The following is a 20,070-nucleotide window of genomic DNA, read 5'->3' on the forward strand; positions in this document are numbered from 1 at the left end:
GGGGCCCGCTCACGCCTCCAGATGGCGCCGCCGGACGAGGCGGCGGAGGAGGCCGCCGCGGGGACCGACCAGCATCGAGACGAGGTAGAGCGCGCCCGCCGCCAGCACGATCGCCGGCCCTGTCGGGAGGCGGATGCCGGCGTGGTAGGAGACGAGCAGCCCCGTCACGCTCGCCAGCATCGAGATCAGCATCGAGACGGGGATCAGCCCCGAGAGGTCGGCGGCCCAGAACCGGGCGGCGATGGCCGGTAGCAGCATCAGGCCCACCGCCAGCAGCGTGCCGAGCGCCTGGAAGCCGCCGACGAGGTTGATCACCACCAGCGCCAGGAAAGCCGAATGCACCGGGCCGCCGACGCGCCCGACGGTGCGCAGGAACAGCGGATCGACGCACTCGATCACCAGCGGGCGGTAGAGCGCGGCCAGCGCTAGAAGCGTCAGGCTCGCGATGCCGCCGAGCAGCGTCAGGGCGTCGTCGTCGAGCGCCAGCACCGTGCCGAACAGGATGTGCAGCAGGTCGATCTGCGAGCCACGCAGCGAGACGAGGAACACGCCGCCAGCGAGCGAGATCAGGTAGAAGGCGGCGAGACTCGCATCCTCCTTCAGCACGGTCGAGCGGGTGACGAAGCCGGCGGCCAGCGCCACGGCGAGGCCGGCGATCAGTCCGCCGAGCGTCATCGCCGGCAGCGACAGGCCGGCGACGAGGAAGCCCGCGGCGGCGCCCGGCAGGATGGCGTGGCTCATCGCCTCGCTCATCAGGCTCATCCGGCGCAGCATCAGGAAGACGCCGAGCGGCGGCGCCGACAGCGACAGGGCGAGGCAGCCCGCGAGCGCCCGGCGCATGAAGCCGAACTCGACGAAGGGACCGATCAGCAGGTCGGACAGGCCGTCGAGGGTCACCGGGCGGCTCCGTGGCCGGCACGGCCGTGGGCATGGGCATGCCCTTGATGCTGGTCGTGCCCGTGGTGATCGTGCGCCGCGGCCGGCTCGGCCTCGTGCCGGCCCAGGTGCTGGCTCTCATGCCGGCAGATCGCGGCGGCCTCGTCCCAGGCCTCCGACAGGGCGAGCGCGCGGGCGAGCACCGGCGGCGTCAGCACGTCCGCGGTCGGCCCCCAGGCGATGGGCCGGCGGGCCAGCACCAGGGTCGAGGGAAAGTGCGCGCGCACCTGATGCAGGTCGTGGAGCGCAGCGACCACGGTGCGGCCCTCCCGGTGCCAGCCGCGGATCAGGGCGATCAGGTCGGCGGTGGTGCGCTCGTCGATGCCGGTGAAGGGCTCGTCGAGCAGGATCAGGCGCGCGTCCTGCAGGATCAGCCGGGCGAACAGCGCCCGCTGGAACTGACCGCCGGAGAGCGTGCCGATCGGCCGATCCTCGAAGCCGGTGAGCCCCACGGCGGCCAGCGCGTCGAGAAGCTTCGGGCGGTGCCGCGCGAGGCTCGCCCAGGCGCCGAATGGCCGCCACAGGCCCATCGCGGCCAGATCCAGCACGCTGACCGGGAAGCTGCGGTCGATCTCGGCGGCCTGGGGCAGGTAGGCGATCGCCTTCGTGCCCGTCTCGATCGCGCCGTCCAGCACCCCGACCTCGCCGACGATGCCCTTGAGCAGGGTCGACTTGCCGGCCCCGTTCGGCCCCACCAGCGCCAGCAGGTCGCCGGACGCGACCGTGCCGTCGAGATGGTGCACGGCCGGGTGCCGGTCGTAGCCGAGCGTCAGACCGCGGAAGCGGATCGCGCTCACGCGGCCTGCGCCCACAGGATCATGGCCCAGAGCAGCCCGGACAGCACGAAGGCCGCGGCGAGCCGCAGGGACGCCCCGCTGCGGAACAGGGAGCGGCGCGGGAGACGGTCGGCCCCGCCGGCACGGATCATGGGGCTTTCCCGGAAGTGTGAGCGATGTCGAAGCGGGCGCCGCGCTCGTCGTTGCCCGATGGCGGGCGGGCGCCTATCTTGAGGCGGCTGATACACTGTAACACGGCCCCGTTTCAATCGGGCCGGATGGGGAGGCCGGGATGCGCGCAGACGCGCCGCACGACCGAAGTCACGATCCTCTGCATGATCATTCGCACGATCACCACCACGAGGAGCGGCACGGCTGCGGGCAATGCGCCGAGGGCGCGACCGAGCGGGCCGCGCGCCTGTGCCAGGCGCGCGGGCTGCAATTCACGCCCCTGCGCCGGGACGTCCTGGCCGTGGTGGCGGCCGAGGGGCGCCCGCTCGGTGCCTACGACATCGCCGAGCGGCTGAGCGGGCAGGGGGGGCGGCGGGTCGCGGCGGTCTCGGTCTACCGGGCGCTCGACTTCCTGACCGAGCAGGGGCTGGTCCACCGCATCTCCAGCCGCAACGCCTTCGTCTCCTGCGGTCACGACCACGGCGCGGGCGCGAGCCTCGTCTTCCTGATCTGCCGCAATTGCGGCGGCATCGACGAGATGACGGCGCCCGCGGTGGAGAGCGCGCTCGACGCCACCCTGGCGCGGGCGGGTTTCACGCCGAGGAGCCGCATTCTGGAGGTCGAGGGGGAGTGCGGCGCCTGCCGCGAGCGCGGCGGCGCGGCCGCGGGCTGACGTTTCGACGGCTCCCCTCGCTCCTCCACGCCCGTCCTTCCGGGGCTCGCCACAGGCGAGAACCCGGAATCCACGACTGGCCTCGACGCTTCTTTCCGCGTCGCATCACGGGTGGATTCCGGGTTCGCTTATCAGCGACCCGGAATGACGGCGTCGAGCCAAGTCTCAAAAGGCGTTGCGATAGGCCCGCGGCGAGATCACCGTCTGGACGATGATGCTCATGTCGAGCCAGATCGACCAGTTGTCGATGTAGTGCAGGTCGGCCTGGACGCGGGCCTCCATCGCGGCATCGGTGCGGGTCTCTCCCCGAAAACCGTTGACCTGGGCCCAGCCGGTGATGCCGGGCTTCACGTTGTGGCGGCGCGCGTAAAGGGCGATGCGCCGTTCGAAGCTGCGGTCGTGGGCGAGCGCGTGCGGGCGGGGCCCGACCAGCGACATGTCGCCCAGGATCACGTTGAGGAGTTGGGGCAACTCGTCGATGTTGGTCTTGCGCAGGAGCGCGCCGATGCGGGTGATGCGGTCGTCGTCGCGCGAGGCCTGCCGGAACGGCCCGTCGGGCTGGACCTTCATGCTGCGGAACTTGAAGACCCCGAAGGCCTGCTGGTTGAAGCCGTAGCGCCGCTGTCGGAAGAAGACCGGACCGGGGCTGTCGAGCTTGATCAGGACCGCGACGGCGAGGAACAGCGGCGCCAGAAGGATCAGTCCGATCCCCGCCAGCACGAGATCGAACAATCGCTTGAGCATGACCTCGCCCGCCGAGAGCGGCCGGCGGCCGATATTGATGCCCGACAGGCGCCCGACGCGGGCGACCTGAAGGTCGGGGAAGCGGTCCATCATCACGCCGGGGCGCAGGTGCAGGGCCGCGGGCACCCGCAGGAAGGCGTCGATGCAGCGCTCGACGTCGGCGGATTCCGACCACGGCACCAGCACGAACACATCGTCGGGGCGCAGGAAGCGCACCACCGAGACCGCGAGGTCGAGGTCTTCGGCGAGCAGGGCCTCGGCGCTGGCCGCCCCCGCGCTGGCGTTGAAGCGGCGCAGGTAGCTCGTGCCGACGACCCTGAGGCCCAGGGCCTCGACGTCGTTGTTGGCGTAGAAGCCGGCGATGTCCTCCTCGTAACCGACGAGATGGACCCGGCTCACCGAGGCCGAGGCCGGCGTCACGTGGCGGCGCACCAGCGCCACCATCCGGGCGCGCACGAACAGGGTCGCGGGTAGCCCGACGAGGAAGAAGGCGGCGGAAGCGACGCGGGAGAAATCCGTCGAGGTCTTGGTCGCGAAGCCGATCAGCAGGGCGACCGCCCAGGCCAGCAGCCACAGGGTCGCGGTGCGGCGGCGCTGCGGGTTGCGGGCGAGGCAGTGCTCGATGCTGTACTCGCCGCGCACGAGGTTGGTCAGCAGGATGATGACGGCTAGCAGGCCCGCCGTCTGCACGTTGCGGCTGAGCGCGAGCGGGATCATCTCGCCGCCGGAGCTGTAGGCGTAGTAGGCCGCATCGACCAGAAAACCTGTGGCCACGATAGCCGAAAGATCGGCCGCCAGCAGGGCCGAGGAGATGCCGAGGCGCAGCGCCGTGCGCTCGCGCCGCGGCATCAGGGCGGCCCAGACGGCGCGCCGCGCCCGCCCCAGGGACAGGCGCTGGAAGTTCTGGGGAGGACGCTCGTGAAACATCTGTCTCGCGCGGGTTCTGCCCGGGTCGGCGCCGAAGTGCCGGCTTGGGCGAGGACTGTCCCGGAACGGAACGCCTCACGGCCGTCCCGCCCCTTCTCGGGGTTCCTGGCGCAAGCGGCGCACCGGAGCGACCGTGCCGGAAACGAGACGGCGATTGCCCGGCCCCGGCCGGACTGCCATGGAGCGGGTGGGGCGCGGCGGACGGAGAGTGCGATGCGTGCGAAGGCCGAGGCGCCGGAGGCCCAGGCGGCAGGCAGCGGGCCGGCGCTCGCGGTGCTCATGGGCCTCAGCCTGTCGCACCTGCTCAACGACCTCGTGCAATCGCTGCTGCCGGCGATCTACCCGCTGCTCAAGCAGAGTTTTCATCTCGATTTCGGGCAGATCGGGCTCATCACTCTGGCGTTCCAGGCGACCGCCTCGCTGCTCCAGCCCGTCGTCGGGCTCTACACCGACCGGCACCCGCTGCCGTTCTCGCTCGCCGCCGGTATGGGGCTGTCGCTGGCTGGCCTCGGGCTGCTCGCCGCCGCCCCGACCTACGCCGCGCTCGTCGCGGCCGCCGCCCTGGTCGGGCTCGGCTCGGCGATCTTCCATCCCGAGGCGAGCCGCGTGGCGCGCCTCGCCTCGGGCGGGCGCTACGGGCTGGCGCAATCGGTGTTCCAGGTCGGCGGCAATGCCGGCACCGCGCTCGGGCCGCTGCTCGCCGCCTTCGTGGTGGTGCCGCGCGGCCAGGGCAGCTTCGCGTGGTTCGGGATCGCGGCGCTCACCGGCATCGCCGTGCTGACCGTCGTCGGCCGCTGGTATGCGGGCCGGCTCGCCACGACGCCGCGGGTCGCCCGCACGACCAGCGGTGCCGCCGTCGGGCGCCTCAGCCGGACCCGGATCGTCGCCACCATCGCGATCCTGCTGGCGCTAATTTTTTCGAAATTCTTCTACACGGCGAGTTTCTCGTCCTATTACACGTTCTACCTGATCCACCGCTTCGGCGTGCCGGTGGCGCAGTCGCAGCTCTACCTGTTCGTGTTCCTCGGCGCCGTCGCGGCCGGCGCCCTGCTCGGCGGGCCGATCGGTGATCGGTTCGGGCGCAAGCTCGTGATCTGGGGATCGATCCTGGGCGTCCTGCCCTTCACCCTGGCGCTGCCGCACGCGAACCTGTTCTGGACGGTGGCGCTCACGGTACCGATCGGCCTGATCCTGGCCTCGGCGCTGCCCGCGATCCTCGTCTACGCGCAGGATCTCTTGCCGGGCCGGATCGGCCTCGTCAGCGGGCTGTTCTACGGATTCGCCTTCGGCATGGGGGGCCTGGGCGCCGCGCTGCTCGGCGAACTCGCCGACCGGGTCGGCATCGAGCAGGTCTTTTCGATGTGTGCCTACCTGCCCGTCATCGGGTTTCTGGCCGTGATGCTGCCGCGGCTGCGTTGAGGCCGCCGCGGCACCTGAGAAAATCAGGCCGCCTGTTCGGCCTCCGGCCGGGCGACGGTCTGGATCGTCTCGAAGCCCTCGAACTGGGGATGGCCGAGATAGAGCGGCTTGGTGGTCGGCACCCGGCCGTGGGCCTTGCGGAACTGCTCCGAGCGCGTCCAGGCCTCGAAATCGGCCTTCGAGCGCCAGATCGTGTGCGAGGCGTAGAGGATGTGGTCCTCGGCCTCCGGACCCTTGAGCAGGTGGAATTCGACGAAGCCCTCCATCTCGCCGAGGTGGCTGTCGCGTCCGAGCCAGACCTGCTCGAAATCCTGCGCCGAATCCTTCACCACCTTGAAGCGGTTCATCGCGATGAACATGCCCGATCAACTCCCGATCCGTCGCGGCGCCGCACCGGCGGCACCGTCCTGCCGAACGTCGTTTGACTCTACGTAGTTTCGCCTGTGGGCTGAAGCCCGGCGCCGCCGGTTCGGCGGCGATGCATCGCCGCGCCCTGCGCACGGACCCGCACCGGCGCAGGATACGTGCGAAATCATGCACTGCCGCATGATTTCGTTGCAGGTACATTTCGTGAACGCAGCGGCCGCGATTGCTGAAAACTCCCAACCATCAACAACGAGGCCCTTGCATTCAACATGCATCTCATGGTGAAGCTAGGCCGAGGCTGCCCCACGGCGATACGATTGTCTCCCGATCTCCCAGTCCGGGCCTGTTCCGGCGATTAGAACCGGGCCAGGACATCGATTTGTTGGCGGGAGCCTTGAGCGCGGTCGACCTGAGGTCCTTGGGCCGGCCGCGATACCGTCAGGGGACCGTACCGTAAGATGATGCCGAAACAGACAACCGATGTTGACCGTCTCGTCGGGCTCCGGATCACCGCGCTGCGGAAGGCGCGGGGCCTGAGCCAGACCGCTCTGGGAACCGCCGTCGGCGTGACCTTCCAGCAGGTCCAGAAATACGAGAAGGGTCAGAACCGCGTCGGCGCCGGGCGCCTGCGCGAGATCGCCCGCCTGCTCGAAGTGCCGGTCTCCGCCTTCTTCGACGAGGACAACACGGCGGGAGGACAGGAGCAGGCCGAGGTGTTCGGCTTCCTGCGCGCCCACGGCGCCGTGGACCTGCTGCGCGCCTTCGCCTCGATCGAGGACGACCAGCTCCGCCGCGAGGTTCTGGCGATCGTGCGCAGCGCCGCCCGCCTCGACCGCAAGAAGGACGCGCCCCTCGACGCCTGAGGCCGAGGGGTAGGACCAAGAGGCGAGACAGGCCGGGGCCCGTCCCCGGCCGCCTTCTTTCCTTGCGTCCGTTGCCGAGCGACTCAGGCGCCGTCCGATTCGGCGATGAGGTGAAAGAAGCTTCCCGTCACGAGGCCCCGGCGATGGCCGGCGAAGCCCAGCGGCGTGCCTTCAGCGTCCGTCACCCGCGCCAGCGCGTTCGCCTCGACCGGGGCCGGCGTCAGCTCGCTCGCGTAGTGGAATTCGTGGCCGACCAGCCGCGTGCCGGCAGCACCCAGCAAGCCCGCCTCGACCAGACGCGCCACCCGGTAGCCGAGATGGAGCCGGCGCTTCGCGTAGGAGGTCGCCACCGGCAGCAAGCCTGCCATCGGGTGGGTGATTCCGTCGGCATCCTCCAGGCTCTCGCCCAACACCATGTAGCCGCCGCACTCGCCGTGGACCGGCCGATTGTCCGCGAATCGCCGCAGCCCCTCGCGGAAGGTGTGGGCCGCGGCGAGCCGCCCGGCATGGAGCTCGGGATAGCCGCCGGGCAGCCAGCAGGCGCCGCAGGTCGTGTCGGGCGCCTCGTCGGCGAGCGGGGAGAACGGCACGATCTCGGCCCCCGCCGCGCGCCAGCCTGCCAGCATGTGCGGATAGAGGAACGAGAAGGCGGCGTCCCGCGCCACCGCGACCCGCTGGGCCGGTGGGGAGGGGAGGGCGCCCGTACCGGCCTCCGCCCGCCCCCCCGCGGCGGCGACGATCGCGTCGAGGTCGAGGGAGGCCTCCGCCAGATCGGCGAGGCGGTCGAGGCGCGCCTCGAGGTCGGCGGTCTCGCCGGCCTGGACGAGGCCGAGATGCCGCTCGGGTAGGACGAGCCCGGCCTCGCGGGGGAAGGCGCCGAGCACCGGCATGCCGATTCGGCTCAGGCCTGCCTCGACGAGGCGGCGATGGCGTGGGCTCGCCACCTTGTTCAGCACCACGCCCGCGACGCGGATGCGGGAATCGTAGGTGGCGCAGCCGAGCGCGACCGCGGCGGCCGATTGCGCGGCGCCCGACACGTCGAGCACGAGCAGCACCGGCCAGCCGTAGCGTGCGGCGATGTCGGCATTGGCGCCGGTGCGGCCCTCGCCGGCCACGATCCCGTCATGCAGGCCCATCGAGCCTTCGGCGACCACGAGGGCGGCGTCGCGCGTGCTCAGCCCGGCGCAGGCGTCGAGCAGCGCGTCCGGCATCGCGAAGCTGTCGAGGTTGAGGCTCGGATGGCCGGTCGCCGCCTCATGGAAGGCCGGATCGATGTAGTCCGGCCCGCACTTGGCGCCGCGTACCGCGACTCCGCGCCGCCGCAGCGCCCGCATCAGCGCCAGGGTCACCGTGGTCTTGCCCGACCCTGAGCGGGGCGCGGCGATCAGGAGGCCGGGGGCGCTCACGCGGCGTCTCCCGGTGCGTTGACGGCGCCTTGAGGCCGGAACCGGCGGTCGTAATCGGGGGCGTAGAGGGCGCTCTCGCGGAAATCCGCCGGGTCGAGCGCCGGCCCGACCAGGATCAGCGCGGTGCGCTCGATCTTTTCGGCCTTCACCCGCTCGGGGAGCGAGGCGAGCGGCCCGGTCAGCACCCGCTCGTCGGGCCATGTCGCGCGGAACACCACCGCCGCCGGGCAGTCCGGCCCATAGAACGGCGCGAGTTCGGCGGCGACCGCATCGATCACGTGGATCGACAGGTGCAGCGCCAGCGTCGCCCCGGTCGCCGCGAAGGCCGCCAGCGTCTCCCGCTCCGGCATCGGGCTGGCGCGGCCGGAGGTGCGCGTGAGCACCAGCGACTGCGCCAGCCCCGGCACGGTGAGTTCGCGCCTCAGCACCGCGGCGGCGGCGGCGAAGGAGGGGACGCCCGGCGTCACCGTGTAGGGGATGCCCAACGCGTCGAGCCGCCGGGTCTGCTCGGCGAGCGCGCTCCAGATCGACAGGTCGCCCGAATGCAGCCGGGCCACGTCCTGCCCACGCGCGTGGGCGTCGGCGATCTCGGCCATGATCGCGTCGAGATCGAGCGGCGCGGTGTCGACGATCCGGGCGCCCTCCGGGCACCACGACAGGATCTCGGGGGCGACGAGCGAGCCCGCATAGAGGCAGACCGGGCAGGCGGCGACCCGGTCGCGTCCGCGCACGGTGATGAGGTCGGCGGCACCGGGGCCGGCGCCGATGAAATGGACGGTCATGCCCGCTCGCTTACCCCAGGAGCGGCGGGGGAGGCGAGGGCGCAAGTGGCTGCGGCGCTGGCGATGCGGGGCAAGACCAACCGCGCTCCGGGGCCGGCGGCGGCCAGTGCCGCCGCCTCGGCCAGCGAGCCGACGCCGCGGCTCGCCCTGATGCGCGCGGAGCGCGTGACGACGCCGGCATCGGCCGCGGCGAGCGCGGCCGGTTCGAGCCCGAGCGGCGTCAGACCCAAGGCCGCCGCCGCCTCCCAAAGAGGCGCCTCGCCGGCCCGGTCGGCGGCGGTGGCCAGCACGGCAAGCGCGTCCGGCGCGAGCCCGGCCTCGTGAAGCGCCCGGCGCACCAGGGCGACGATCTCGTCCGGCGCCGTGGCGGCGCGAAACCCCACGCCCGCGACGATTCCGCTCACGGCTTGGTCCAGACCCACTGCGTCACCGGCATGGCCGGACGCCAGCCCGTCAGCCCGCCGACCGGCGCGGCATGGGCGACCGAGAGCCGGCGCAGGCGCCCGCCGGCCTCCGCGTGCGCCGCGAGCAGGGCCGCCTCACCTTCGAGGGTCACGGCGTTGGCGACGAGGCGGCCCGACGGGGGCAGGGCCGCGCGGCAGGCGGCGAGCAGGCCGGGCTCGGCCACGCCGCCGCCGACGAACACGGCCTGCGGCGCGGGCAACTCCGCCAGCGCCGCCGTGGAGGCGCCGCGCACCACGGTGACCCGCGCGCCGACGCCGAGGTTTTTCGCGTTGCGCCCGATCCGCTCGGCCCGGTCGTCGCGCCGCTCGACCGCGACGGCGCGGTTGGCCGGATGGCGCAGGCACCACTCGATCGAGACCGAGCCGGCGCCCGCGCCGAGGTCCCACAGGATCTCGCCCGCCCGCGGGCGCAGGGCCGAGAGCGTCACGGCGCGGATTTCGGCCTTGGTGAGCTGCCCGTCGTTCTCGAACCACGCATCGTCGAGGCCGGGGCTCAGGGGCACGATGCGGGCATCCGGTGCCGCCTCGACCTCGATCGCCACCGTGTTGAGCGGGTCGATGTCGCTCAGCCCGAAGTCCTTTGCGCGGTCGGAGCGCAGGCGCTCGCGCGGGCCGCCCATCGCTTCGAGCACGGTGAGCCGCGAGGCGCCCATGCCGCGCTCGGTCAGGAGGGTCGCGACCGCGGCAGGCGTCGAGCCGTCCCAGGACAGGGCGAGGAGTCGCGCGCCGGGTTGAAGGGCGGGGACAACTCCAAAAAAATCGCGGCCGTGCAGGGTGATGCAGGCAGTCTCGGGCAGCGACCAGCCGAGCCGGGCGGCGGCGAGGCTGAAGGCCGAGGGTTGGGGGAAGGCCCGGATCTCAGGCGCCGGCACCAGCCGGGCGATCTCGGCGCCGATGCCGAAATGGAAGGGATCGCCGGTGGCGAGCAGGCAGGTCGGCCGCCCGCGCCGGGCCAGGATCTCGGGATAGGCCTGCCCGATCGGGCTCGGCCAGGGCCGCTCCTCCGCCGTCAGCGGGGCGGCGAGCGCGAGGTGGCGCCGCCCGCCATAGACCACCTCCGCCGCGTCGAGGGCGGCGGCGGCGGCGGGCGAGAGACCGGCCCGGCCATCCTCGCCGATGCCGACGACGGCGAGCCAGGGGGGACTGCCGGGCTCCGGCGGAAGCGGGGCGGTCATGGCCGGGACTGCACGGGGAGGGTCATCGGAGCCTGCTCGCCTGAGGTCTCCCGCCCATCCCCCTCATCCTGAGGTGCCGTGTCAGCGGCCTCGAAGGAGGGCTCCAGATGGCGCTGCGATCCCTGGAGCCCTCCTTCGAGGCCTCCGCTGCGCTCCGGCACCTCAGGATGAGGGGATCGGGTGGGACAGGAGCGTCCTCCCTGCCGCGAACCGATCCGGCCCGTCAAATCCCCTATGATGAGGCGGGCCGGCTTCGCGCCGGCCCGCGCTCCTCGTCAGACCGCCGGCCGGGCGGCGAGGGGGGCGGCGGCCTCCGGCACGGCCGGGCCCGCGACGCCGAGATAGGCGCGCCGGGCGGGTTTCAGGACGAACCACGCCAGCGCCGCCACGACCAGATCGAGGCCGATGGCGATGCCGAAGACCGGCACCCAGCTTCCCATGCCGTCGTGGAGCAGAGCCGCGACGGGGCCGCCGAGCAGCGAGCCGACGCCCTGGGCCATGTAGAGGAAGCCGTAATTCGTCGTGGCGTGCTTGGTCCCGAAGGTGTCGGTCAGGGTCGAGGGGAACAGCGAGAAGATCTCGCCCCAGGCGAAGAACACCAGCCCCGAGAGCAGGGCGAAGGCATAGGCGTTCTCGCGGAACATCAGCAGCATGCAGATCGCCACCGCCTCCAGCGCGAAGGCCACCGTCATGGTGTTCTCGCGGCCGACATGGTCCGAGACCCAGCCGAAGAACGGCCGGGTCAAGCCGTTGGTGATCCGGTCGAAGGTGAGCGCGAAGGGGAGCGCCGCGAAGCCGAACACGATGGCGTCGGCGACGCCGAATTCCTTGGCGAAAGATGCGAAGTTCGCCACCACCATCAGACCGCCGGTCGACATCATCGCCATCATGGCAAACATCAGCCAGAACAAAGGGGTGCGCAGCATCTGGGCCGGCGCCACGTCGCGGGCCGCGCTCGCGACCTTGTCGGCCGGGATCGCGGGCGTCTCGCCGGGCCTGGGGTTGCGCAGGCCGAGCGCGGCCACGACGCCGATCACGGCCATGATCGCGCCGAACACCAGCAGCGTGTGGCGGTAGCCGGAGGACGCGATCATGTCGGTGATCGGGAAGGTGGTGGCGATGGCGCCCATGCCGTAGCCCGCCGCGACCACGCCCGCCGCGAAGCCGCGCCGCTCGGGGAACCAGCGCACCACGAGGCCGACGACGCCGACATAGACGATGCCGGTGCCGAGCCCGCAGAGCAGGCCGTAGCTGGCGTAGAGGCCCCACAGCGTCTCGACCTTCGAGGCGGCGACCCAGCCGAGGCCGGAGAGCGCCGCACCCAGAGCGATCATCGCCTTGGCGCTGAACCGCTCGATCAGCCAGCCCTGGACCGGCGAGAAGAAGGTCTGGAGCACGATCAGCAGCGTGAAGGCGACCTGCACCGCGGGCAGGCTCGCCCCGGTGGTCGCCTGGAACGGCTTCACGAACAGCGTCCAGACGTATTGCGGGCTGGAGATCGTCATCATCACGATCAGGCCCAGGGCGAGCTGGATCCAGCGGGTCCGGTTGGATGTCGTATCCATCATTCACTCCTTGACGGCTCCGGCCCGCCGCAAGGGATGTGCCAAACTCTACGTTCGCCTCGCCTGCCGTGATCCTTCCGGATGCCTCGCTGGCCGGCCCCGACACCGGGCAAGACCTTTCGACAAAGCGTCAGGCCCGCGCCGAGACGAGCCAGCAGGCGGCACCGAGCTCGACCGGCCCACCGCCCGACAGCTTCGCGAACAGATCGACCACGGTCCGCAGGGCCGCCTCCTGCACAGCCGGGTCGCGCTCGCGCAGAAGGCGCGCGATCGGCCCGCGGGTGACGACGAAGCCGGCGGCGTCTTCCGGGGTGTCGCCCACCCGCATGGTGCGGTTCACCGGCTCGAAGGCGATGTCGCGAAAGCCCGCGCCGTCCAGGATCGGCCGCAGGGTCTCGCGCAGGGCGAAGCGGAACGGGCCCGGCGCATCGGGCAGCGGCGGCTCGGCATCGGGCAGGAGCGGCATCACCGCCGTGCGGGGCAGGGCGACCCAGGTGTTCTCGGCCATCGCCCGCCAGCAGAGGAAACGCAGCCGCCCGCCCTCCTTGAGGCTCGCCCGGATGTTGGCGAAGGCGGCCGCCGAATCGTCGAAGAACATCACGCCGAAGCGCGACAGGGCGTGGTCGAACCGCATCCCGAAGGCGTGGCTCTGCACGTCGGCTTTGAGCCATTCGATCGCGGCGCCGCCGGCCGGTTCCGCGACGGCGCGCGCCCGCGCCGCGTCGAGCAGCGGTTCGGACACGTCGGCTCCGGTGACATGGCCCTCGGGCCCGACCTGCCGCGCGGCCCGAAGCGCCGTCTCGCCCGCGCCGCAGCCGATATCGAGAACGTGCTCGCCGGGCGCGAGGCCGGACGTCGCGAACAGGGCTTGCGTGAACGGCGCGAAGGCGGCGTCGAGCGCCCGGTGGTTTTCGGCCCAGCGCTGCCCGACCTCGCCGTTCCAGTAGTCGATCTGGGCTTGGTTGCCGGTGTCCATGCGACGCGTCCTGCTGCTTTTCAGGGCTCCGCCCTGACCCGCCAAAGGGCTTGCCCTTTGGGAACCCGTTACAGGCCCTCGGCGCCGCCGTCCGAGCGGGGGTCGTGCGTGGCCTCGATGCGGCGGTTGTTCGCGTGGCGCACCAGCATGCCGGCGTGGCCGAGCGAGTCGACATAGGCGCCGCCCAACTCCTCGATGTCGTGGCCCATGCGCTCGAGCGCGGCGATGCAGGCCGGATCGAACCGGTCCTCGACCTTCACCGAGAGCGATTCCGCGCCCCAGGTCCGGCCGTAGAGCAGGCGCGGGGCATCGACCGCGTCGGCCACCGACATCCCGTAATCGGCGTAGCGCGAAAAGATCTGGGCCTGGAATTGCGGCTGCCCATCCCCGCCCATCGAGCCGTAGGCCATCACGCGGCCGTCGTCGAAGCAGGCCAACGCCGGGATCAGGGTGTGGAACGGGCGCCGGCCCGGCTCCAGCGGGTTCACGGCGTTTGGATCGAGCGAGAACGACATGCCGCGGTTCTGCCAGCAGATGCCGGTCGAGGGCAGGACGCAGCCCGAGCCGTATTCCCAGTAGACCGACTGGATGAACGAGACGGCCATCCCGTCGCCGTCGATCGCCCCCATCCACACGGTGTCGCCCTCGCCCGAGCGCACCGGGATGCTGCTGGCGCGGCCCATGTCGATCAGCGCGGCTTCCCGGTCGAGCCGGCGCGGGTCGAGGAAGGCGGCAGGATCGCCCGTGAGGCGGTCGAAATCGGTGACGAACCGGTCGCGGATCGCGAAGGCCCGCTTCGTCGCCTCGATCAGCCCGTGATAATGCGCCGTGCTCTCGGCCTGGCGCACGTTCAGCCGCTCGAAGATCCCGAGGATGATCAGCGCCGCGAGCCCCTGCGTGGGCGGGGGGAAGTTGTACAGCATGGCGTCGCGCCGCCGCAGCGACAGCGGCGCCCGCTCGCGGGCCGCGTAGGCCTGGAGGTCGGCCCGCGTCACCGGCGCGCCGAGGCGCTCCAAGTCGGCGGCGATCTCGCGGGCAATGTCGCCGCGGTAGAAGTCGGCGAGCCCCGCATGGGCCAACTGCGCCAGCGTGTCGGCGAGCTGGGGCTGGCGCCGCAGCGCGCCCGCCGCATAGGGTTTGCCCTCGCTCAGGTAGGTGGCGGCAAAATTCGGTGCGTCGTGGAGCGTGTCGAGTTCCTTCGGCACGTAGCGCGCCTCGGACGCCGAGACCGGGCAGCCCTCGCGGGCGTGGCGAATCGCGTCGGCGAGGATCGCGTCGAGCGGCAGCCGCCCGCCGAAGGCGCGGGCCATGGCGAGCGCCAGCTCCCAGCCGCCGACCGTGCCGGCCACCGTCACCGCCGCGTCGGGGCCGCGGGCGGGGATCGCGTCGACCTCTCGCTCGCGGTAGCGCGCCCGCGTCGCCAGGGCGCCCGCCGGGCCGCAGGCCTCGATGCTGCGCACCCGGCCCCCCTTCTCGCGGATCAGCCAGAAGCCGTCGCCGCCGATCCCGTTCATGTGCGGGTAGACCACGGCGATGGCCGCCGCCATCGCGACCATCGCCTCGATGGCGTTGCCGCCCTGGGCCAGCACGCTCTGGCCGGCTTTCGCCGCGAGCGCGTGGGGCGCGGCGACGGCGGCGTGGGCGAAGACGGGGGTCTCGGGCATGAACGGGACTCGATGCTGATACGGACAAATCCGGCTCGGAAGGCAGAATCAGGACCACGCGGCGGCCGCGACGGCAACCTCGATCCTGTCGTCGCTGACGCACCGGCGCGACGGGCCATGCCGGTTGGCTTGCGCGAGGCTTGAAAAAGGTTCCGCGTGACGCCTTCGTTTTTCTCGATGTGGCGGAAAAGGGACTGTGCAGCCGGCCGGCAAATGACATCATGATCCGCGGCGAATCGGCGGACACCTTATCCCATGAAGCAGAATGACCGGGCGCTTCTTCAAGAGCGCGTGAGAACACTTGTCCTGCGTCACGCCCTCGAAGCAACGCTTCAGCGTGTGGCCGATCTTGCCGGATTTTCGGCCGAGGAAAGCCTGTTGAGGCTCGAACACGCCATCGTCGGCGCGACCCGCCGGGTCGGCGACATGCCCGGCGATGTCCAGCTCGCCACCCTGGTCGCGGTCGAGGACGCCGTGGCGGTTGTCCGCGCGGCTTTCGACACGGTGCACCAGCGCATCGAGGCGGCGCCGGCGCTCGCCGCCTGACGGCGGCCTGCCTCCCCACGTCGCAACTTTCCGTCTCCCCTGCGACGCACGGCGATTGAATTGCCGGCGCGTCATGGGCATATCGCCCCGGCTTTTTCGCGTGGCTCCCACGAGACCCCGCCGCACCGTCGCCTCCCGGCAAGACGGTCGGCGCTTCGTGGGGCCCGTCCGAGCCAGGGAGGCATCTGCGTGAGCGAGACGGTGGAGCGGCACGAATTCGGTGCCGAGGTCGGGCGCCTGTTGGATCTGGTCGTCCATGCGCTCTATTCCGACCGCGAGATCTTTTTGCGCGAACTCGTCGCCAACGCGGCGGACGCGACCGACCGGCGCCGGTTCGAGGCGCTGACCAACGAGGCCCTGGCCCTTCCCCCGGACGCCAAGGTGCTGATCGCCCCCGACAAGGCGGCGCGCACCCTGACCATTTCCGATGCCGGCATCGGCATGGCCAAGGACGATCTTGCCCAAAATTTGGGCACCATCGCCCGCTCCGGCACCCGCGCCTTCTCGCAGGCGCTCGGCGACAAGACGAGTGAGGGCGAGGATCTGCGCCCGAGCCTGATCGGCCAGTTCGGCGTCGGCTTCTACTCGGCCTTCATGGTGGCCGACCGCGTGACCGTCACCTCGCGCCGCGCCGGCACCGACGAGGCCTGGACCTGGGCCTCCGACGGCAAGGGCAGCTACACCCTGGAGCCGGCCGCCCGCGAGCAGGCCGGCACCGACATCGTGCTCTACCTGAAGGACGACGCCGACGAGTATCTGGAGAGCTACCGGCTCGACCACGTCGTGCGCAAATGGGCCGACAACATCGCCGTGCCGATCGCGATCCGCGACGCGGAGGGCAAGGAGGAGGCCGCCAACCGCGGCACCGCGCTCTGGCGCAAGCCCAAGTCCGAAGTCACGGAAGAGCAGTACAAGGAGTTCTACCGCACCGTCAGCCACGGCTTCGACGAGCCCTGGGCGACCCTGCATTGGCGGGCGGAAGGGGCGCTGGAATTCACCGGCCTCCTGTTCGTGCCGAGCATGAAGCCGTTCATGGCCGTGGAGGACGACCGCCGCTCCAAGGTGCGGCTGCACGTGCGGCGCATGTTCATCACCGACGAGGCCGAGTTGCTGCCGAACTGGCTGCGCTTCGTCCACGGCGTGGTCGACACCGACGACCTGCCGCTCAACGTCTCGCGCGAGATGCTGCAATCGACGCCGACGCTGCAGAAGATCCGCCGGGCGGTGACCGGCCGGGTGCTCTCGGAGCTGAGCAGCCGCTCCAAGAACGCCGAGAAGGCGGACGAATACCAGAAATTCTTCGAGAATTTTGGGCCGATCCTCAAGGAGGGCATCTACGAGGATTACGAGCGCCGCGCCGAGATCGCGCCGCTCCTACGCTTCCGCTCGTCGACGCAGGACGGCTTGACCTCGCTGCCCGACTACGTGTCGCGGATGAAGCCGGAGCAGGAGGCGATCTACTACCTCGTCGCCGACGACGTGGAGGCGCTCAAGAACTCCGCCCAGCTTGAAGGGTTTCGCGCCCGCGGCGTGGAGGTGCTGCTGCTCTCCGACCACGTCGATGCGTTCTGGCCCGAGCAACTCGGCAAGTTCGATGACAAGCCGCTGCGCTCGGTCACGCAGGGCGCGGCCGACCTGTCGAAGTTCAAGCCCGAGGGCGAGGCCGGCGAGGCGCCGACCGCCGACAAGCTGGTGGCCGCGCTCAAGCTCGCGCTCGGCGCCGACGTGTCGGACGTGCGCACGACCGACCGCCTCGTCGACAGCGCGGTGGTGCTCGCCGCCTCCGGCTCTGGGCCCGACCTGCAGATGCAGCGCCTGCTGCGCCGGGCCGGCCGCGGGTTCGGGGGAGGGGCACCGATCCTCGAGATCAACCCGCGCCACGCCCTGATCCGCGCGCTCGATGCCCGCGCCGAGGCCGGCGAGGACCTCGCCTCCGAGGCCGGCACCCTGCTCGACCTCGCCCGCGTGCAGGACGGCGACACCCCGCGCGACCCGGTCGCCTTCGCCCGCGCGGTCGCGGCTGCGCTCGCAGGGGGCTCGGCACCGTCGGCGTGAGGAGGGCAGCGTGATGAGGGAAGGGGCGCGGATCAGATCCGCGTCCCGTCGTCCCTCGGCGGCGAGCCGCAGCGGAAGCGGGCGACCCGCCAGCGGTCGCCATGGGCGTTCTGCCACGCCGCCATCTGCGGCTGCGCCACCGCGAGGCATTGCTGCGGCGTGACGATGTCCTCGTTGAAGCGGTGGACCCGTATCACGCAGTGGGTCGGGTTGGCGACCATGCAGGTCATGAAGTAGAGGCCGTAGAGCATGCGGTGAGGCTCCGTGACGTCGTGAGCATCGCCTCCCGGGCCGTGTCGTTTCTTGATGATTTGCCGAGAAAGCACATCGCAAACGGTGTGCCGAAGGTTCCGCCGCAGCGTTGCGCGGATTGCACGGCCGGGACGCTGTTGTTGCGGTGCAACATTCTCGATGAGGCAACTGGCTCGACCGATCGACGTTGACACCCTCGCCCCCACGCGCGAACAGCGAAGCATGACCGTCGATGCCTCCCGCGATCCGCAGACCGCCCGCCGCGACAAGCGGATCGTCTGGGGCATCGCCGGCCTCGTCGCCGCGACCGTGCTGATCGGCGCCCTCGCGCCGTCCGGGCACAAGCCCGCCGCGCTCGCCCCCGCCGACGATCCGGCCTGCGCCGAATGGGGCGACGGCTGCAAGGTCTGCCGCCGCCTCGAGGCCGGCGCCGCCTGCTCGCTGCCGGGCATCGCCTGCACGCCGGGCACGATGGCCTGCCTGCGCGCCACGGGAGAGCCGTGAGCCGACCGACCCTCCGCTTCGCGCCGAGCCCGAACGGCCGGCTTCATCTCGGCCACGCCTTTTCCGCCCTCACCAACGCCCGCATCGCCGACGATCTCGGCGGCCGGCTGCTGTTGCGGATCGAGGACATCGATCTCGGCCGGACCCGGCCCGAATTCGTGCAAGGCACCTTCGACGACCTCGCGTGGCTCGGGCTGCGTTTCGACGGCCCGGTGCGCCGCCAGTCCGAGCACTTTTCAGCCTATGCGCGGGCATGCGATGCGCTCGCTGCGCGAAAACTCCTTTATCCGTGCTTCTGCTCGCGCGGGCGGATCGCGGCGGCCGTGGCCGAGCGGGCGGCGGTGGCGCGCGATCCCGATGGCGCGCCGCTCTATCCCGGCACCTGCCGCGCGCTCTCATGCAACGAAGTCCAGGCCCGCATCGAGGCCGGAGAGCCGCATACGTGGCGCCTCGACGGCGCGGCGGCCCTGGCCGCGGTCACGGCTCCCCTCGTCATCCGCCGCTTCGCCCCGGACGGCGCGGAAAAGACCGTCCCGGCCGATCCGACCCGCTGGGGCGATGCGGTGATCGCCCGCCGCGACGTGCCGACGAGCTACCATCTCGCGGTGGTGTGGGACGATGCGGAGCAGGGGATCAGCCATGTGGTGCGCGGCCAGGATCTGGAGGCGGCGACCGACCTGCATGTGCTGCTGCAGCACCTGCTCGGCCTGCCGAGCCCGGCTTATCACCACCACGGCCTGATCCGCGACGAGACCGGCGACAAGCTCGCCAAGTCGAAGGGCTCGGAATCGCTGGCGGACCTGCGCGCGAGTGGCGTCGACCCGGACGCGGTGCGCGCCATGCTGGGCCTCGCCTGAAACCGAGGTTTCGGAAGGACCAGTCCTTTCGCGGGTCCAGGGCAGGGCCCTGGTGAAAGGAAGCTGGGGCGCTGCCGTGAAGAACTCGGCCCATGGTGCATCCGTCGCAGAATGGTGATCGAACGTACCACCACACCGCGGGATCAACACCGAGCGCATATCCGTCTCGGCTCTGCACCCCGAAAGGACCGAGTTCTTTCGGGGTGCAGAGCCGAGACGGCTTACACCTCCTCGGCGCCTTCGGTCTCGGTCTGGCCGCGGAAGCCCGTGGCCAGCACGTAGAGCTCGCTCGAATCCGCCCGGCTCGCCGCCGGCTTGACGTGGCGGACCACGGCAAAGTCGCGCTTGAGGTCGGCGAGCAGGCCGCCTTCGGTGCCGCCCTGGAACACCTTGGCGAGGTAGGCCCCGCCCGGTGCCAGGATCTCGCGGGCGAAGGCCGCCGCGGTCTCGGCCAGCCCGATGATGCGCAAGTGGTCAGTCTTCTTGTGGCCGGTGGTGTTGGCCGCCATGTCGGACAGCACGAGGTCGGCGGGTCCGCCCAGCAGCTCGATCAGGCGCTCGGGCGCGGAGGGGTCGAGGAAGTCGCCGGTGATGAAGGTCGCGCCGGCCATCGGCTCGATGTCGAGCAGGTCGATGCCGACGACCCGGCCGGTCTCGCCCACGGTCTTGACCGCGACCTGCGCCCAGCCGCCGGGCGCCGCACCGAGATCGAGCACCTTCTGCCCCGGCTTCAGCAGCTTGAAGCGCTCGTCGATCTCCACGAGCTTGAACGCCGCCCGCGAGCGATAGCCTTCGCGCTTGGCGCGGGCCACGTAGGGATCGTTGAGCTGGCGCTCCAGCCAGCGCTTCTGCGACAGCGTGCGCCCGCGCCCGGTCTTCACCCGCTGCTTCAGGTCGCCGCGCAGGCCGCCCGTCCCGCCTCGCCGGTCGGTCATGATGTTGGTCCTCT

General features: G+C 71.4%; 21 protein-coding genes. 7 read left to right on the forward strand and 14 right to left on the reverse strand.

Annotated elements, in window-relative coordinates; translation table 11 throughout:
• Nucleotides 1–9 precede the first annotated feature (9 nt).
• The 3 genes from HNR00_RS10210 to HNR00_RS25790 are packed head-to-tail and all read right to left on the reverse strand — an operon-like array spanning nt 10 to nt 1,864.
• Complete coding sequence (locus HNR00_RS10210) at nt 10–840, reverse strand: metal ABC transporter permease (RefSeq protein WP_183568935.1); 831 nt, start codon at nt 838–840, stop codon at nt 10–12.
• Between the two features lie 53 nt (nt 841–893).
• Nucleotides 894–1,733 carry a metal ABC transporter ATP-binding protein gene (locus HNR00_RS10215; protein ID WP_312886033.1) on the reverse strand — a complete coding sequence of 280 codons (840 nt, stop codon included), beginning with the start codon at nt 1,731–1,733 and terminating at the stop codon, nt 894–896.
• The gene (locus HNR00_RS25790) at nt 1,730–1,864 is read right to left on the reverse strand and encodes a hypothetical protein (RefSeq protein WP_281383305.1); all 135 of its coding nucleotides are present in this window, start codon (nt 1,862–1,864) and stop codon (nt 1,730–1,732) included. Before HNR00_RS25790 ends, HNR00_RS10215 begins: the two co-directional genes overlap by 4 nt.
• Before the next feature lie 140 nt (nt 1,865–2,004).
• Between HNR00_RS25790 and HNR00_RS10220 the strand changes: the two genes are divergently transcribed.
• Nucleotides 2,005–2,556, forward strand: a complete 552-nt coding sequence (locus tag HNR00_RS10220; RefSeq protein ID WP_183568837.1) for a Fur family transcriptional regulator — start codon at nt 2,005–2,007, stop codon at nt 2,554–2,556.
• A gap of 165 nt (nt 2,557–2,721) precedes the next feature.
• Here HNR00_RS10220 and HNR00_RS10225 read toward each other — a convergent pair whose 3' ends face one another.
• Nucleotides 2,722–4,227, reverse strand: a complete 1,506-nt coding sequence (locus tag HNR00_RS10225; RefSeq protein ID WP_183568840.1) for an exopolysaccharide biosynthesis polyprenyl glycosylphosphotransferase — start codon at nt 4,225–4,227, stop codon at nt 2,722–2,724.
• Between the two features lie 213 nt (nt 4,228–4,440).
• On the opposite strand from HNR00_RS10225, the gene HNR00_RS10230 reads away from it, so the two are divergent.
• Nucleotides 4,441–5,646 carry an MFS transporter gene (locus HNR00_RS10230; protein ID WP_183568843.1) on the forward strand — a complete coding sequence of 402 codons (1,206 nt, stop codon included), beginning with the start codon at nt 4,441–4,443 and terminating at the stop codon, nt 5,644–5,646.
• Nucleotides 5,647–5,669: 23 nt separating this feature from the next.
• On the opposite strand, the gene hmuQ is transcribed toward HNR00_RS10230, so the two are convergent.
• Nucleotides 5,670–6,005: a heme-degrading protein HmuQ gene (gene hmuQ / locus HNR00_RS10235; RefSeq protein ID WP_183568846.1), complete on the reverse strand. Its 336-nt coding sequence runs from the start codon at nt 6,003–6,005 to the stop codon at nt 5,670–5,672.
• Between the two features lie 465 nt (nt 6,006–6,470).
• Here hmuQ and HNR00_RS10240 point away from each other — a divergent pair, with 465 nt between their 5' ends.
• Nucleotides 6,471–6,875, forward strand: coding sequence for a helix-turn-helix domain-containing protein (locus HNR00_RS10240; RefSeq protein WP_183568849.1), 405 nt, complete (start codon nt 6,471–6,473; stop codon nt 6,873–6,875).
• A gap of 83 nt (nt 6,876–6,958) precedes the next feature.
• Here HNR00_RS10240 and HNR00_RS10245 read toward each other — a convergent pair whose 3' ends face one another.
• From HNR00_RS10245 to HNR00_RS10275, 7 genes are all read right to left on the reverse strand, one after another.
• Nucleotides 6,959–8,281 (reverse strand): cobyrinic acid a,c-diamide synthase CobB, encoded by a 1,323-nt coding sequence (locus HNR00_RS10245; RefSeq protein ID WP_183568852.1) that lies wholly within the window; start codon nt 8,279–8,281, stop codon nt 6,959–6,961.
• Nucleotides 8,278–9,063 (reverse strand): precorrin-4 C(11)-methyltransferase, encoded by a 786-nt coding sequence (gene cobM, locus HNR00_RS10250; protein WP_183568853.1) that lies wholly within the window; start codon nt 9,061–9,063, stop codon nt 8,278–8,280. Before cobM ends, HNR00_RS10245 begins: the two co-directional genes overlap by 4 nt.
• Nucleotides 9,060–9,485, reverse strand: coding sequence for a cobalamin biosynthesis protein (locus HNR00_RS10255; RefSeq protein WP_183568855.1), 426 nt, complete (start codon nt 9,483–9,485; stop codon nt 9,060–9,062). The genes cobM and HNR00_RS10255 overlap by 4 nt, the downstream gene beginning before the upstream one ends.
• The gene (cbiE, locus tag HNR00_RS10260) at nt 9,464–10,702 is read right to left on the reverse strand and encodes a precorrin-6y C5,15-methyltransferase (decarboxylating) subunit CbiE (protein ID WP_183568857.1); all 1,239 of its coding nucleotides are present in this window, start codon (nt 10,700–10,702) and stop codon (nt 9,464–9,466) included. Before cbiE ends, HNR00_RS10255 begins: the two co-directional genes overlap by 22 nt.
• A gap of 275 nt (nt 10,703–10,977) precedes the next feature.
• The gene (oxlT, locus tag HNR00_RS10265; RefSeq protein ID WP_183568937.1) at nt 10,978–12,267 is read right to left on the reverse strand and encodes an oxalate/formate MFS antiporter; all 1,290 of its coding nucleotides are present in this window, start codon (nt 12,265–12,267) and stop codon (nt 10,978–10,980) included.
• A 130-nt stretch (nt 12,268–12,397) separates the two neighbouring features.
• Nucleotides 12,398–13,243 (reverse strand): class I SAM-dependent methyltransferase, encoded by an 846-nt coding sequence (locus tag HNR00_RS10270; RefSeq protein ID WP_183568859.1) that lies wholly within the window; start codon nt 13,241–13,243, stop codon nt 12,398–12,400.
• 68 nt (nt 13,244–13,311) lie between these two features.
• The gene (locus HNR00_RS10275) at nt 13,312–14,907 is read right to left on the reverse strand and encodes a gamma-glutamyltransferase family protein (RefSeq protein WP_183568861.1); all 1,596 of its coding nucleotides are present in this window, start codon (nt 14,905–14,907) and stop codon (nt 13,312–13,314) included.
• A gap of 378 nt (nt 14,908–15,285) precedes the next feature.
• Between HNR00_RS10275 and HNR00_RS25500 the strand changes: the two genes are divergently transcribed.
• A complete protein-coding gene (locus tag HNR00_RS25500; protein WP_246390500.1) occupies nt 15,286–15,453 on the forward strand; it encodes a hypothetical protein in 168 nt (55 codons plus the stop codon).
• 189 nt (nt 15,454–15,642) lie between these two features.
• A complete protein-coding gene (htpG, locus tag HNR00_RS10285) occupies nt 15,643–17,508 on the forward strand; it encodes a molecular chaperone HtpG (protein WP_183568865.1) in 1,866 nt (621 codons plus the stop codon).
• A gap of 32 nt (nt 17,509–17,540) precedes the next feature.
• Here the strand turns inward: htpG and HNR00_RS10290 are convergent, their stop codons facing one another.
• A complete protein-coding gene (locus HNR00_RS10290) occupies nt 17,541–17,759 on the reverse strand; it encodes a hypothetical protein (protein ID WP_183568867.1) in 219 nt (72 codons plus the stop codon).
• A gap of 223 nt (nt 17,760–17,982) precedes the next feature.
• On the opposite strand from HNR00_RS10290, the gene HNR00_RS10295 reads away from it, so the two are divergent.
• Together HNR00_RS10295 and gluQRS are read left to right on the forward strand one after the other, a co-directional pair.
• Complete coding sequence (locus HNR00_RS10295; protein ID WP_183568869.1) at nt 17,983–18,264, forward strand: hypothetical protein; 282 nt, start codon at nt 17,983–17,985, stop codon at nt 18,262–18,264.
• Entirely contained in the window at nt 18,261–19,121 is an 861-nt protein-coding gene (gene gluQRS, locus HNR00_RS10300) for a tRNA glutamyl-Q(34) synthetase GluQRS (RefSeq protein WP_312886034.1), read from the forward strand. Before HNR00_RS10295 ends, gluQRS begins: the two co-directional genes overlap by 4 nt.
• 221 nt (nt 19,122–19,342) lie before the next feature.
• Here the strand turns inward: gluQRS and HNR00_RS10305 are convergent, their stop codons facing one another.
• Nucleotides 19,343–20,056 (reverse strand): RlmE family RNA methyltransferase, encoded by a 714-nt coding sequence (locus HNR00_RS10305; RefSeq protein ID WP_183568873.1) that lies wholly within the window; start codon nt 20,054–20,056, stop codon nt 19,343–19,345.
• Between the last annotated feature and the right edge of the window lie 14 nt (nt 20,057–20,070).

It is taken from the genome of Methylorubrum rhodinum (assembly GCF_014199935.1).
In the GTDB taxonomy this organism is placed as follows: Bacteria; Pseudomonadota; Alphaproteobacteria; order Rhizobiales; family Beijerinckiaceae; genus Methylobacterium; species Methylobacterium rhodinum.

What these genes read in the sequence shown, in the direction of transcription:
- HNR00_RS10220 (WP_183568837.1), top strand. Translation starts at nt 2,005, where the DNA reads ATGCGCGCAGACGCGCCGCACGACCGAAGTCACGATCCTCTGCATGAT.
- HNR00_RS10275 (WP_183568861.1), bottom strand. Translation starts at nt 14,907, where the DNA reads ATGCCCGAGACCCCCGTCTTCGCCCACGCCGCCGTCGCCGCGCCCCAC.
- HNR00_RS10295 (WP_183568869.1), top strand. Translation starts at nt 17,983, where the DNA reads ATGACCGTCGATGCCTCCCGCGATCCGCAGACCGCCCGCCGCGACAAG.
- oxlT (WP_183568937.1), bottom strand. Translation starts at nt 12,267, where the DNA reads ATGGATACGACATCCAACCGGACCCGCTGGATCCAGCTCGCCCTGGGC.
- HNR00_RS10225 (WP_183568840.1), bottom strand. Translation starts at nt 4,227, where the DNA reads ATGTTTCACGAGCGTCCTCCCCAGAACTTCCAGCGCCTGTCCCTGGGG.
- cobM (WP_183568853.1), bottom strand. Translation starts at nt 9,063, where the DNA reads ATGACCGTCCATTTCATCGGCGCCGGCCCCGGTGCCGCCGACCTCATC.
- hmuQ (WP_183568846.1), bottom strand. Translation starts at nt 6,005, where the DNA reads ATGTTCATCGCGATGAACCGCTTCAAGGTGGTGAAGGATTCGGCGCAG.
- HNR00_RS10240 (WP_183568849.1), top strand. Translation starts at nt 6,471, where the DNA reads ATGATGCCGAAACAGACAACCGATGTTGACCGTCTCGTCGGGCTCCGG.
- HNR00_RS10270 (WP_183568859.1), bottom strand. Translation starts at nt 13,243, where the DNA reads ATGGACACCGGCAACCAAGCCCAGATCGACTACTGGAACGGCGAGGTC.
- HNR00_RS10210 (WP_183568935.1), bottom strand. Translation starts at nt 840, where the DNA reads ATGCGCCGGGCGCTCGCGGGCTGCCTCGCCCTGTCGCTGTCGGCGCCG.
- HNR00_RS25790 (WP_281383305.1), bottom strand. Translation starts at nt 1,864, where the DNA reads ATGATCCGTGCCGGCGGGGCCGACCGTCTCCCGCGCCGCTCCCTGTTC.
- HNR00_RS10305 (WP_183568873.1), bottom strand. Translation starts at nt 20,056, where the DNA reads ATGACCGACCGGCGAGGCGGGACGGGCGGCCTGCGCGGCGACCTGAAG.
- cbiE (WP_183568857.1), bottom strand. Translation starts at nt 10,702, where the DNA reads ATGACCGCCCCGCTTCCGCCGGAGCCCGGCAGTCCCCCCTGGCTCGCC.
- HNR00_RS10290 (WP_183568867.1), bottom strand. Translation starts at nt 17,759, where the DNA reads ATGCTCTACGGCCTCTACTTCATGACCTGCATGGTCGCCAACCCGACC.
- HNR00_RS10230 (WP_183568843.1), top strand. Translation starts at nt 4,441, where the DNA reads ATGCGTGCGAAGGCCGAGGCGCCGGAGGCCCAGGCGGCAGGCAGCGGG.